This window comes from Geodermatophilus chilensis, assembly GCF_002802985.1.
GTDB classification, from domain to species: Bacteria; Actinomycetota; Actinomycetes; order Mycobacteriales; family Geodermatophilaceae; genus Geodermatophilus; species Geodermatophilus chilensis.
The window spans coordinates 1-12,724 of sequence record NZ_NVPT01000056.1; the positions used below are offsets into that span (position 1 = coordinate 1).

General features: G+C 74.3%; 11 protein-coding genes. 1 reads left to right on the plus strand and 10 read right to left on the minus strand.

The genetic code is table 11. The annotated features are described in order from the left end of the window. Positions 1–277: 277 nt before the first annotated feature. The 6 genes from CNO22_RS11405 to CNO22_RS11430 form a co-directional block, all read right to left on the minus strand. Positions 278–1,555, minus strand: a complete 1,278-nt coding sequence (locus CNO22_RS11405) for a thymidine phosphorylase (protein WP_100499486.1) — start codon at positions 1,553–1,555, stop codon at positions 278–280. Then, complete coding sequence (locus CNO22_RS11410; protein WP_198588261.1) at positions 1,552–1,986, minus strand: cytidine deaminase; 435 nt, start codon at positions 1,984–1,986, stop codon at positions 1,552–1,554. Before CNO22_RS11410 ends, CNO22_RS11405 begins: the two co-directional genes overlap by 4 nt. Further along, positions 1,986–3,263 carry an ABC transporter permease gene (locus CNO22_RS11415; protein ID WP_100499487.1) on the minus strand — a complete coding sequence of 426 codons (1,278 nt, stop codon included), beginning with the start codon at positions 3,261–3,263 and terminating at the stop codon, positions 1,986–1,988. Before CNO22_RS11415 ends, CNO22_RS11410 begins: the two co-directional genes overlap by 1 nt. Beyond that, positions 3,260–4,471, minus strand: a complete 1,212-nt coding sequence (locus CNO22_RS11420) for an ABC transporter permease (RefSeq protein ID WP_100499488.1) — start codon at positions 4,469–4,471, stop codon at positions 3,260–3,262. Before CNO22_RS11420 ends, CNO22_RS11415 begins: the two co-directional genes overlap by 4 nt. Beyond that, positions 4,468–6,036, minus strand: coding sequence for an ABC transporter ATP-binding protein (locus CNO22_RS11425; protein ID WP_100499489.1), 1,569 nt, complete (start codon positions 6,034–6,036; stop codon positions 4,468–4,470). Before CNO22_RS11425 ends, CNO22_RS11420 begins: the two co-directional genes overlap by 4 nt. A 237-nt stretch (positions 6,037–6,273) precedes the next feature. Further along, a complete protein-coding gene (locus CNO22_RS11430) occupies positions 6,274–7,344 on the minus strand; it encodes a BMP family lipoprotein (protein WP_232806966.1) in 1,071 nt (356 codons plus the stop codon). Between the two features lie 243 nt (positions 7,345–7,587). Here CNO22_RS11430 and CNO22_RS11435 point away from each other — a divergent pair, with 243 nt between their 5' ends. Further along, on the plus strand, positions 7,588–8,778 hold the full coding sequence (locus CNO22_RS11435) for a D-alanyl-D-alanine carboxypeptidase family protein (RefSeq protein ID WP_100499491.1): 1,191 nt from the start codon (positions 7,588–7,590) through the stop codon (positions 8,776–8,778). Positions 8,779–8,790: 12 nt separating this feature from the next. Here the strand turns inward: CNO22_RS11435 and CNO22_RS11440 are convergent, their stop codons facing one another. The 4 genes from CNO22_RS11440 to hisC all read right to left on the minus strand — a co-directional run bounded on the left by CNO22_RS11440 (position 8,791) and on the right by hisC (position 12,700). After that, a complete protein-coding gene (locus CNO22_RS11440) occupies positions 8,791–9,819 on the minus strand; it encodes a YihY/virulence factor BrkB family protein (protein ID WP_100499492.1) in 1,029 nt (342 codons plus the stop codon). Positions 9,820–9,941: 122 nt separating this feature from the next. Next, positions 9,942–10,508: a 2'-5' RNA ligase family protein gene (locus CNO22_RS11445; protein ID WP_100499493.1), complete on the minus strand. Its 567-nt coding sequence runs from the start codon at positions 10,506–10,508 to the stop codon at positions 9,942–9,944. Beyond that, positions 10,505–11,527 carry a tryptophan--tRNA ligase gene (gene trpS, locus CNO22_RS11450; RefSeq protein WP_100499494.1) on the minus strand — a complete coding sequence of 341 codons (1,023 nt, stop codon included), beginning with the start codon at positions 11,525–11,527 and terminating at the stop codon, positions 10,505–10,507. The genes CNO22_RS11445 and trpS overlap by 4 nt, the downstream gene beginning before the upstream one ends. 63 nt (positions 11,528–11,590) lie before the next feature. Beyond that, on the minus strand, positions 11,591–12,700 hold the full coding sequence (gene hisC, locus CNO22_RS11455) for a histidinol-phosphate transaminase (protein ID WP_100499495.1): 1,110 nt from the start codon (positions 12,698–12,700) through the stop codon (positions 11,591–11,593). Between the last annotated feature and the right edge of the window lie 24 nt (positions 12,701–12,724).

The following is a 12,724-nucleotide window of genomic DNA, read 5'->3' on the forward strand; positions in this document are numbered from 1 at the left end:
TGTCTCTGAGGTGCTATGTGATCCTGTTGTTGTAGTTTTTTTTTCCAAGCAGACGCCGGCATACGAGGTCTAGCACGGTCTCGTGGGCTCGGAGATGTGTATAGGTGCCAGCCCCTCCCCCGGCGGCTTCCGGAGGAGCCCTGCCCCCACCTGCCGACGATCATGGAGCCGCGGTGGCGACACGCCGGAGAGCACCGGTGTGTCGCCACCGCAGGTCCATGATCACCGCGGCCTGGATCTGGCAAGAGCCTCGGACGGGCGTGCCGCCGGACCCGGCTCAGGCGGTGATGCGGTCGAGCACCAGGGGCAGCGGCTGGTCGCCGGTGTCGACGCCGACCGCGCCCTCCAGCGCCTCCAGCGCCCGCGGGATGCGCGCGGCGTCGTCGGTGTGCAGCTCCAGCAGCGGCTGCCCGGCCACCACCTGCTCTCCCACCCCGGCGGTCCAGGTGACGCCCGCGGCGGCCGACACCGGGTCCTCCTTGCGCGCCCGGCCCGCGCCCAGCCGCCAGGCGGCCACGCCGAGGGCGTAGGCGTCCAGCCGGGTCAGCGTGCCGGTGACCGGGGCGGTCACCACGTGCCGCTCGGCCGGCTGCGGCAGCGGAGCGTCGGGGTCGCCGCCCTGGGCGACGATCATCCGCCGCCAGACGTCCATGGCCTGCCCGTCGCGGAGGGCCTGGGCGGGGTCGACGTCGCCGCGCCCTACGCCGGCCAGCATCTCCCGGGCCAGCGCCAGGGTCAGCTCGACGACGTCGGCCGGACCGCCGCCGGCGAGCACCTCCACCGACTCGGCGACCTCCACGGCGTTGCCGGCGGCGCGGCCCAGCGGGCGGTCCATCGCCGTCACGAGCGCCACCGTGTGCACCCCGGCCGCCTCGCCGAGCCCGACCATCGTGCGGGCCAGCTCGCGCGAGGACGACGGGTCCTTCATGAACGCGCCCGACCCGGTCTTGACGTCGAGCACCAGCGCGTCGGCGCCCTCGGCGATCTTCTTGCTCATGATCGAGCTGGCGATCAGCGGGATCGACTCGACGGTGCCGGTGACGTCGCGCAGCGCGTAGAGCTTCTTGTCCGCCGGCGCCAGGTCGTGGCCGGCCGCGCAGATCACCGCACCCACCTCGCGCAGCTGCGCCAAGTAGGCCTCCTCGTGGACGTCGGCCCGCCAGCCCGGGATCGCCTCCAGCTTGTCCAGCGTGCCGCCGGTGTGCCCGAGGCCCCTACCGGACAGCTGTGGCACCGCCACCCCGCAGGCGGCGACCAGCGGCGCCAGCGGCAGCGTCGTCTTGTCGCCGACCCCGCCGGTGGAGTGCTTGTCGGCGGTCGGCCGGCCCAGCGGGGAGAGGTCCTTGCGCTCGCCGGAGTCGATCATCGCCTGGGTCCAGACGGCGAGCTCCTCGGGCGCCATGCCGCGGAAGAACACCGCCATGAGGAGTGCGCTGACCTGCTCGTCGGGCACCACCCCGCGGGTGTAGGCGTCGATCACCCAGCGGATCTGCGCGGCGCTGAGCTGCCCGCCGTCCCGCTTGGTGCGGATGACGTCGATCGCGTCGATGGTCACCGCGCGGCCGCCTTCTCCAGGTCGTCGGGCCCGAAGGCGTCCGGCAGCACCTCGCGCATCGGCACGATGCCCAGGGACACCGTCTCGATGAGCATCTCCGGGCCGCCGTGCTCCCACAGCAGCTGACGGCACCGCCCGCACGGCATGAGCGGCTGCCCGTCGCCGCCCACGCAGGACACGGCCACCAGGCGGCCGCCCCCGGTGCGGACCAGGTCGCTCACCATCCCGCACTCGGCGCACAGCCCCAACCCGTACGAGGCGTTCTCGACGTTGCAGCCGGTGACGACGCGGCCGTCGTCCACCAGCCCGGCCACGCCCACCGGGAACCGCGAGTAGGGCGCATAGGCGTGCGTCATCGCCTCCCGGGCGGCCGCGCGCAGCGCGTTCCAGTCGACGGTGTTCTCCCCGCCCACCACCCCGGCATCCGTCACTAGTGCTCTCCTCGTCGGTAGACCAACCCGTCGGCCTTGGGCATCCGCAGGCGTTGGGAGGCCAGCGAGAGCACGAGCAGCGTGGTCAGGTGCGGGGTGAAGAAGACGATGCCCTCGGGCAGCCGGTCGATGGTGAGGAAACCGACCAGCGCGGCGACGGCGAAGACGCCGGCCAGCACCGCCTGCACCGGCTTGCGGCGCACCGCCTGGTACACCGCCACCGCGGCCAGCAGGACGGCGACGAGCAGCAGCAGGGCCACCACCGCGGTCTGGCTGCGCAGCTGCAGCGCGTCGGCGAACCCGAACAGGCCCGCGCCGGCCGCCAGCCCGCCGGGCCGCCAGTTGCCGAAGATCAGCGCCGCCAGCCCGATGAAGCCGCGGCCGCCGGTCTGGCCCTCGCGGTAGATGCCGGCGACGAACACCAGGAACACACCGCCGAGGCCGGCCAGCGCGCCGGAGGTGATCACGGCGAGGTACTTGAGCCGGTAGACCGGGACGCCGAGGGAGTCCGCCGCGGCCGGGTTCTCGCCGCAGGACCGCAGCCGCAGGCCGAACGCGGTGCGCCACAGCAGCAGGTAGGACACCGGGATGAGCAGCACCGCCAGCAGAGTCAGCAGGCCCACGCCGCTGGTCAGCCCGCGCAGCAGGCCGGCCAGGTCGCTGACGAGGAACCAGTGCTGGCGCTCGAGGTCGCCGAGCAGGTCCGGCCCGGAGGACAGCAGCGGCAGCGAGAAGGACGGCGGGTCACCGGCGAGGGACGGCGACTGCGTGGGGCCGCCCCCGGTGTCCTCGGTGAACAGCAGCTCGGAGAGGAAGCGGACGACGCCCTCGGCGAGGATGTTGATCGCCACGCCGGAGACGACGTGGTCGACGCCGAAGGTCACCGTGGCGATCGCGTGCAGCAGGCCGCCGGCCGCGCCGAAGACCACGCCCCCGACGACCGCGCCGACCCAGCCCCACTGGTAGCCGGCCCAGCCGGCCCCCCAGGTGCCGAGGATCATCATCCCCTCGAGGCCGATGTTGACCACGCCCGCGCGCTCGGACCACAGCCCACCGAGGGCGGCCAGGCCGATGGGGACGGCGAGCAGCAGCGCCGCCGAGAGGGTCGACGACGAGGTCAGCTCCTGCTCCCCGGAGACGACCCGAACCAGCGAGAACAGCAGCCACAGGCCGACGAGCAGCCAGAGCACCCGTCGGGCGCGGCCGCCGCCGGTGAGCAGGTCGGTCAGAGGGCCGCGGCTGGGCCGCCCGGTGCGGGTCGTCGCCGTGGTGCTCACGCCTGCGCCCCCTGCTGGTCGCCCGGCACGCCGGTGTGGACCCGCTGTCCGCCGTCCGGCGCGGTGGGCGGTGGCGCGCCGTCGTCCCCACCGGTCTGCGGGCTCGGGCCGGCGGACGCGCCGGCCCGCTCGGCCGAGCGCAGCGCCAGCCGGCGGGCGATCTCGTTGGCGACGACGACGGCGAGCACGATCGTGCCCTGGATGATCGTCACGACCGAGGACGGGATGTCGGCGAACTGCAGCGGCAGCGCGGCTCGGTCGAGGAAGGCGAACAGCAGCGCGGCCAGCGCGATGCCGACCGGGGCGCTGCGGCCCAGCAGCGCGACGGCGATGCCCAGGAAGCCCAGCCCGGCGGTGAACTCGGTGCCGTAGTCGTACTGCGACCCGAGCAGGTCGGGCAGGCCGACCAGGCCGGCGATGGCACCGGAGATGAGCATGGTCTTCACGACCATGCCCCGGGCGTCGACGCCGCTGGCGGTGGCCGCCGAGGGCGACAGGCCGGTGGCGCGCAGGTCGAAGCCGAAGCGGGTGCGCGTGAGCAGCACGGCCACGACCACGCCCACCACGACCGCGACCAGCAGGAAGCCGTAGAGGCCGCTGCGCGGCTCGGCCAGCCCGAGCGCGGTGAGCAGCCCGTTGAGGCTGGGCACCCGGCCGGACTCGGGGATCTCGGCGGTGGTGATGATCGAGGCGCCCGGCGGGCTGCCGCGCAGCGGGCCGGTGAGCAGGAACGACGCCAGCCCGAGCGCGATGAAGTTCAGCATGATCGAGCTGATGACCTCGCTGACGCCGCGGGTCACCTTCAGCACGCCGACGATGCCGGCCCACAGCGCGCCGACCGCCATCGCCACGACGACGATCAGCAGCACGTGCAGCGGGCCGGGCAGGGCGACGGCCGCGCCGGCCGCGGCGGCGAGGACGGTGGCCAGCCGGTACTGGCCCTCGACGCCGATGTTGAACAGGCCCATCCGGAACGCGACTGCCACGGCGAGGCCGGCGAGGAACAGCGGCACCGCCCGGTTGAGGATCACGACGATCGACTGCACCTGCTGCGACGGGCTCTGGCCCAGGTCGGTCATCACCCGGAACGCCTCGAGCGGGTCCTGCCCGATGAGGGCGATGACCAGCGCGGAGATGACCAGCGCGACGAGGACGGCGAGCACCGGGCCGAGCAGGGAGAGACCGACCCGGCGGACGACGCCACTCACGCCGCACCCGCCGTCGACCGCGCGCCGGTCATGTGCCCGCCGAGCTCCTCCGGCGTCACCCGCCGCGGGTCGAGGGTGGCCACCAGCCGGCCGCGCAGCATGACGTGCAGGGTGTCCGACAGGCCGATCAGCTCGTCGAGGTCGGCCGAGATCAGCACGATGCCCAGGCCCTCGGCGCGGGCGTCCTTGAGCAGCTCCCAGATCACCGACTGGGCGCCGACGTCGACGCCTCGGGTCGGGTGGGCGGCGACCAGCAGCCGCGGCCGGGCGCTCATCTCCCGCCCGACGATCAGCTTCTGCTGGTTGCCGCCGGAGAGGGCGACGGCGAGGGTGTCCGGCCCGGGGGCGCGGACGTCGTACTCGCGCATGATGCGGGCGGTGTCGGCCCGGGCGCCGCGGCGGTCGATCAACGGGCCCTTCACCGCGGGCGGGCGGGTCTGGTGGCCGAGGATGCGGTTCTCCCACAGCGGCGCGTCGAGCAGCATGCCCTGGCGGTGCCGGTCCTCGGGGATGAAGCCCACGCCGGCCTCCCGCCGGGCGCGGGTGCTCCAGGCGGTGACGTCCTCCCCGCCGAGCAGCACCGAGCCGGCGGCCAGCGGGCGCAGGCCCATGATCGCGTCGACGAGCTCGGCCTGGCCGTTGCCCTCCACCCCGGCGATGCCGACGACCTCGCCCTCGCGCACGGTGAGCGTGACGTCGTCCACCACCGGGCGCCGGCTCTCGTCGCTGACGGTCACGTCGACCAGCTGCAGCACGGGGGTGTCGCGCACGGTGGACTCGCGGGTCTCCGGGGTGGGCAGCTCGGCGCCGACCATCAGCTCGGCCAGCTGCTTGGCCGTCGTCGTCCGCGGGTCGGCGGTGCCGACGGTGGTGCCGCGCCGGATGACGGTGATCGAGTCGGCGACGCGGCGCACCTCGTCGAGCTTGTGCGAGATGAAGATGACCGTCAGGCCCTCGCGCTTGAGCTCCGCCAGGTTGCCGAACAGCTCGTCGACCTCCTGGGGCACGAGGACGGCGGTCGGCTCGTCGAGGATCAGGATGCGGGCGTCGCGGTAGAGCACCTTGGCGATCTCGACGCGCTGCCGGTCGCCGACGCCGAGGTCCTCGACGAGCGCGTCGGGCCGCAGGCCCAGGTTGTAGCGCTCGGAGATCTCCTCGATCCGGCGGCGAGCACCGGCCCGGTCCAGCCGGCCGCGCTTCGTGGGCTCGCTGCCCAGGATCACGTTCTCCAGGACGGTGAAGTTGTCGGCCAGCATGAAGTGCTGGTGGACCATCCCGATGCCGGCGGCGATCGCGTCCGCCGGGCTGCGGAACTGGACCGGGCGGCCGTCGACGAGGATCTCGCCCTCGTCCGGGCGGTGCTCGCCGTAGAGCGTCTTCATCAGCGTCGACTTGCCGGCGCCGTTCTCGCCCACGATGGCGTGCACCTCGCCGCGGCGGACCCGCAGCTCGATGTCCCCGTTCGCCACCACGCCCGGGAAGCGCTTGGTGATCCCGCGCAGCTCGACGGCGAGGGGGACGTCGCCCGCCGCCGCGCCTCCTGCTGGCGAGTCTGCTGGGGACATGCCGGCATCTCCTCGCTGTGGACCCGCCGGTGGGCGGGAGGTCACTACGGATGGCTCCGGCGTGCGGGATCAGCCGCGCCGCCGGGTCCTCGGGCCCGGGGGGCCGTGGGTATGGTGCCGCACCCGGCGGGCTCCGTCCGAGTCCGGGGCGGCCCCGGAGCAGCGCGGGCCCGGGCGTCTGGCGCCCGGGCCCGCGTCGCAGGGTGGTTCAGTCGTGCGGGAACACCCGCACGGGTGTCACTCGACCGTCGTCGGGACCGTGATGGTGCCGTCGATGATCTGCTGCGAGTACTGCTCGATGTCGTCCTGGATGTCGTCGATGAAGCCGCCCGACGTGGCCAGGCCGATGCCCTCGGTGGACAGGTCGTTGAGGACGTCGGTCGCGCCCTGCACGTTGCCCTCGGCGTAGTCGTTGATGAACTGCTCCACCGCGTTGTCGACCCGCTTGAGCATCGAGGTCATGATGACCGCCTGCAGCGCGGGGTCGCTGACCGTCAGGTACTGGTCGGAGTCCACGCCGATCGCCCGGTTGCCCGAGCCGGCGGCGGCCTGGAAGACGCCGATGCCCGAGCCACCCGCGGCGTGGTAGACGATGTCGGCCCCGGCGTCGTACATGCCCTGGGCCACGATCTGGCCGCGGGCGGGGTCGTTGAACCCGGAGAAGTCACCGGCCGGCGAGATGTACTGCCGGTCGATGGTGATCTGCGGGTTGACCGTCTGCGCACCGGCCACGTAGCCGGCCTCGAACTTCTCGATCAGCGGGCTCTGCACGCCGCCGACGAAGCCGATGTGGCCGCTCTCGCTCTTCAGCGCGGCGGCGACGCCGGCCAGGAAGGAGCCCTCCTCCTCGGCGAAGATCAGGCCGGTGACGTTGTCGCCCTTGGCGCCGTCGGCGTTGGAGCCGTCGACCTGCGCGAACGTGGTCTCGGGGAACTGCGGGGCGACCTCGGCGATGACGTCGTCGTAGTTGAAGCCGACGGCGATGACCGGGTCGAAGCCCTGCTCCGCGAGCTGGACGAGCAGGTCGGCGCGGTTGGAGGCGTCGTCGTTGGGGCTGAGCTCCTGGAGCTCGCCGCCGAGGGCGTCGACGGCCGCCGCGGCGCCGGTGTAGGCCGAGTCGTTGAACGACCGGTCACCGCGGCCGCCGGTGTCGTAGGCCAGGCCGACGCGCAGCTCCTCGGTGGCGCTCCCGCCACCGCCCTCGCCGCCGCCGCTGCTGCCGGTGGGCTCGTCGCTGGCACAGGCCGCCAGGGCCATGCTGCCGGCCAGCAGCAACGCCGCGGCCTTCATCCTCCGCGCTCGGCGCAAGACGATCTCCTCTCTGGGGAGACCGGCCGCACGGACGAGGCGGCCGGTCCCGGTGGGTCGGGTCGATGCGTGACTGCCGGCGGGCGCCGGTCCCCACAGCACGCGACGACGGCACGCTAGCTCCGCCCGGCGGCTGCGCCGAACCCCGCGTCGGAGACCGAGACTCGATCGTTGCCAACGCCGCGACCGCAGTGGCCCGGACCACGCGCCGCGCCCCGGACCGCGCGGGCTAGCGTGCGCGCCATGCGACGGGCGGCGGCACGGCTGACCGCCGCGGTCCTGGCCACGGGGTTGCTGCTCGGCGGCGCCGGGCCGGCGCTGGCCGAGGACGCCCGACCTACCGCCGACCCGTCGGCGCCCACGCCCACCGCGCCGGCGCCGGGCGGTCCGCCGCAGGGCAGCGGGCCCGGCGGGGTGACCGTCGGCGGTGAGGGCCTCGACACCCGCGGCACCGTCGTCGCCGACGGCGCTCCCCCGCTGCCGGTCGGTGTGGTCGCGCCCGGCTGGCTGGTGGCCGACGCCGGCAGCGGGGCGGTGCTGGCCGCCCGCGACCCGCACGGCCGCTACTACCCCGCCAGCACGCTCAAGACCCTGACCCTGCTGACCCTCCTGCCGCTGCTGGACCCGGCGGAGGTCGTGGAGGGCACGGTCGAGGACGAGGCGGTGGAGGGCAGCCGCGTCGGCCTGGTCGCCGGCGGGCGCTACCCGGTCGCCCTGCTGTTCCAGGCGCTGGTGATGCAGTCGGGCAACGACGCGGCCGGCGCCCTGGCCCGCGCCGCGGTCGGTCCGGAGCTCACCGTGCGGGCCATGAACGAGGTGGCGGCGTCGATCGGCGCGTACGACACCGTCGCGGGGACGCCGTCCGGCCTCGACGTGGCCGGGCAGAGCTCCTCGCCCTACGACCTCGCGCTGGTCTTCCGCCGGCTGGTCGCGGACCCGGCGACGGTCGCGCTGCTGCGGACGCCGGTCGCCCAGATCCCGGCGGTCGAGGGCCGCTCGCCCGGCTTCCAGATCCAGAACCAGAACCCGCTGGCCGACTCCCCGGGGAACCTGGGCGGCAAGACCGGCTTCACCGACGCCGCCCGGCACGCGTTCGTCACCGCCGCCGAGCGCGACGGTCGGCGGGTGGTGGTCAGCGTGATGGGCGCCGAGAACGTGCCGCTGCGCGCCGCCGACCAGGCCGCGCTGCTGCTGGACTGGGGCTTCGCCGTCCCCACCGGGACTGCCGGCGTGGGCCGCCTGGTCGACTCGGCGGCCGACGTCCCGCCCCCGCCTGCGCCGGCACCCCGGGTGCCGGACCTCGCCGGGCCGCCCGCGCCGATCCCGGTTGCGGGCGGCGGGGACCCGCTGCTCCTGCCGGTGGGGCTGGCCGTGGTCTGCGCGGGGGTCGTCGTCGGCACGCTGGTCGGCCTGCGCCGCCGGTCCGGCGGGTGAGCGCGTCCGCGGTCAGCGCGGAGGGACTGCCGGGCCGTCCGCCGGCGGGACGTCCGGACCGCTGACCTCCGGCACCACGTGGGCGTCCCCCTGCACCTTCGGCAGGGTGGCCGTCCACGCGGCCGTGAAGAACGCGAACCGGCAGACCACGTTGATCCAGATCAGGATGCCGACGGCGCCGCCGAACGCCGAGGCGGTCACGCTGCCCGAGATCATCGACAGGTAGAGGCTGCCGACGAGCTTGAGCGCCTCGAACCCGACCGCGCCGAACAGCGCCCCGGGCAACAGCCGGCGCAGCGGGTAGGAGGTGGAGGGCACGACCCGCAGCAGCCACAGGAAGACGACGACGTCGGTGACGACGGCCAGGCCCAGCCCGAGCGCCGCGGTGAGCAGGAACAGGCCCGGCGCGCGGTCCAGCCCCAGCGCCTCCAGCGTCCACGACGCGGCCCGGGTGACCGCGCCGGTGAGACCGAGGCTGACCAGTCCGGCGAGGCCGAACGCGGCCAGCGCCAGCAGGTCCTGCAGGTTGTCGCGGAGGAACTCCGGGTCGTCGACGCGGCCCTTCCAGATGCGCTCCATGCCCAGGCGCAGCTTGTCCATGGCGCGCAGCCCGGCGTAGAGGAAGCCCACCAGGCCGATGAGCCCGGTGAGACCGGCCGAGCCGACGGCGCCGTTCAGCTCGCTGGTGATCTCCGCGCCGGTCGGGCCGGGGAAGCTCTCGCGGATGGTGGCGGAGAGCTCCTGCTGCAGCAGCTGGTTGCCCGCGAGGACCAGCCCGATGACCGACGCGACGAGCAGCAGCACCGGCACCAGGCCGAGGAAGACGAAGTAGGTGACGCCCGCGGCCATGAGGTCGCCCTGGGTGCGCTGGTAGCGGCCGCCGGCGCGGGCCAGGTGGTCGAACCACGGGAGGCGGCGGCGCAGCCGGGTGACCCGCTCCTGCCAGCGCCCGGGCAGCTGGGTGACCCACGACCAGCGGCCACCGGGCGGCTGGTCCCCGGCGGGCGCGGGTGCGGACTGCTGGGTCCGGGTGGCGCTCACCCGCCCGAGTCTGCGGGCAGACCGCGCCGCGCGCGCCCCGGCTCTGGTGACGTGCCGGAACGGCCCCCTGCAGGGACCCGCCCCGAGCGACAGCGAGGGGTGGGGGGCGGGAGGGTCCTCTTTCAGTGCGGCGGACCGGTGAGGGGGTACTCGCGGGCGATCGCCCAGACGCCGTCGGGCGTCTGCTCGAACTCGGTGAAGTGCTCGACCCGGAACTCCGCCGAGAGGTCGGCCAGGCCGGAGTAGGCCAGGTCGAGCATGTCCCCCGGGACGTCGTGGGCCACGGTCACGTGCGGGTGGTACGGGTAGGACAGCGACCGCGCCAGCGGCCCGCGGCGGACGTCGTTGGCGATCAGCTCGCAGTTGCCGATGCCGCGGGCCACGGCCACGAACACCACCGCGGAGACCGGCGCGAACGTGCCGGTGCCCGACAGGTGCATGTCGAACGGCGGGTGGCTGGCGGCGACCTCGGCCAGGTGCGCGGTGATGGCCGGCCGCTCGGCCAGCGGCACCTCGGTCGGCGGCAGCAGCGTCACGTGCGGCGGCACCGAGGCGGCCTGCGGGTCGCCGACCTTGGCTCGCCAGTCGACGAACAGCTGCGACCACGGCTCCGGGATGGGGACGACCACGCCGAGGACGGCGGTCTTCGCGGCGCTGCGGCTGCGCGGGACGAAGGTGTCGTCGTTCACGCCGGCGCTCCGGCAGGTGGCAGGAAGCCGACCCTGTCGTAGACGTCGGCGACCGTGCGGGCGGCGACCTCGCGGGCCCGGGCCGCGCCCTGTGCCAGCGTGCGCTGCAGCTCCGCGGGGTCGTCGAGCAGCTCCTGGGTGCGCCGGCGGACCGGCGTCACGAAGTCGGCGACCACCTCGGCCAGCTCCTTCTTCAGGTCGCCGTAGCCGCGACCGGCGAAGTGCTCCTCGAGCTCGGCAACGCCACGCCCGGACAGCGCACTGTGGATGGTCAGCAGGTTCGTCACACCCGGCTTGCCCTCGGGGTCGGCGACGATCTCGCGGCCGGTGTCGGTGACCGCCGAGCGGATCTTCTTGCCGGTCACCTTCGGGTCGTCGAGCAGGTCGACGCAGCCGGCGGGCGGCAGGCTCTTGCTCATCTTCTTGTCCGGCGACTGCAGGTCGAGGATCTTCGCGGTGCCCTGCACGATGTGCGCCTCCGGCAGCCGGAAGCTGGTGCCGAAGCGGTTGTTGAAGCGGGTCGCGAGGTCGCGGGTGAGCTCGAGGTGCTGCCGCTGGTCCTCACCGACCGGCACCCGGTCGGCCTGGTACAGCAGGATGTCGGCGGCCTGCAGCACCGGGTAGGTGAACAGCCCGACCGAGGCGCCGGAGGTGCCCTCGCGCTGGCTCTTGTCCTTGAACTGCGTCATCCGGCTGGCCTCGCCGAAGCGGGCCAGGCACTCCATCACCCAGGACAGCTGCACGTGCTCGGGCACGTGGCTCTGCACGAACAGCGCGCTGCGCTCCGGGTCGACGCCGAGGGCGAGCAACTGGGCCGCGGAGACGAGGGTGCGCCGGCGCAGCGCCTCGGGGTCCCAGTCGACGGTGATCGCGTGCAGATCGACGACACAGTAGAACGCCTCGTGGTCCTCCTGGAGGGCCACCCACTGCCGCAGCGCACCCAGGTAGTTGCCGAGGTGGAACGAGTCCGCTGTCGGCTGGATGCCGGACAGCACACGGGGAAGAGGCACGACGGCCATCAAACCAGCCGATCCCGGGCCCTGGCGCCGCACGTCCCGAACGTCCTCGTCACCGGCGGCGGGTCACGCGACCGGAGCGGTGGGGACCCGGTCGAGGGCGGCGAGGAAGACGTCGTCCTCCTCGGGGGTGCCGACGGTCACCCGGATGCCCTCCCCGGCGAACGGCCGGGTGATGACGGCCCGGGACTCCAGCGCGGCCGCCAGACCCGCGGCCTCCTCACCCACCGGCAGCCAGACGAAGTTGGCCTGACTGTCGGAGACGTCGAGGCCCCGCTCGCGCAGCGCGGCGGTGAGCCGGTCCCGCTCGGCGGTGACCGCGGCGCAGCGCCGGCGGACCTCGTCCTCGCTGGCCAGTGCGGCGACCGCGGCGGCCTGGGCGAGGGTGGACACGCTGAACGGCACGTGTGTCTTCCGCACCGCCTCGGCGACGGCGGGGTCCTCGGCGACCAGGTAGCCGACCCGCAGCCCGGCCAGCCCCCAGGCCTTGGAGAAGGTGCGCAGCACGGCGACGTTGGGCCTCCCCCGCATCAGCTCCAGCCCGTCGGGGACGTCGGGGTCGGTGACGAACTCGCGGTAGGCCTCGTCGAGGACGACGAGGGTGTCGGCGGGGACGGCGTCGAGGAAGCGCTCGAGCTCCGCCCGGCGGACCGCCGTCCCGGTGGGATTGTTCGGGTTGCAGACGAACACCACGCGGGTGTTGTCGTCGACCGCGGCGGCCAGCGCCTCGAGGTCGTGGGTGTCGGCCGGGCCGCCCGGGCGACCGGGCACCAGCGGCACCTGGACCGACCGGGCGCCGGCCACCTGCGCCAGCAGCGGGTACATCTCGAACGACCGCCAGGCGAAGGCGATGCTCGTGCCGGGGTCGTTGAACGACTGCGCCAGCTGCTGGCAGAGCATCACCGCGCCGCAGCCGGTCACCACCTGGGCGGGGTCGACGCCGTGGCGCTCGGCGAGGGCGGCAGTCAGGACGACCGCGCCGTTGTCGGGGTAGCGGTTGGTCTCCGCGGCCGCGGCCGCGAGCGCCTCGACGACGGCCGGCAGCGGCGGGAACGCCACCTCGTTGCTGGCCAGCTTGACCGCGCGCTCGACGCCGATCTCCCGCGCGAGGTCGGCGGGATTGCGCCCCGGCCGGTAGGCGGGCAGCTGCTGCACCGCCGGTCGTGCGCTGACCACGTGGGGACCTCCTGACCGCACCTC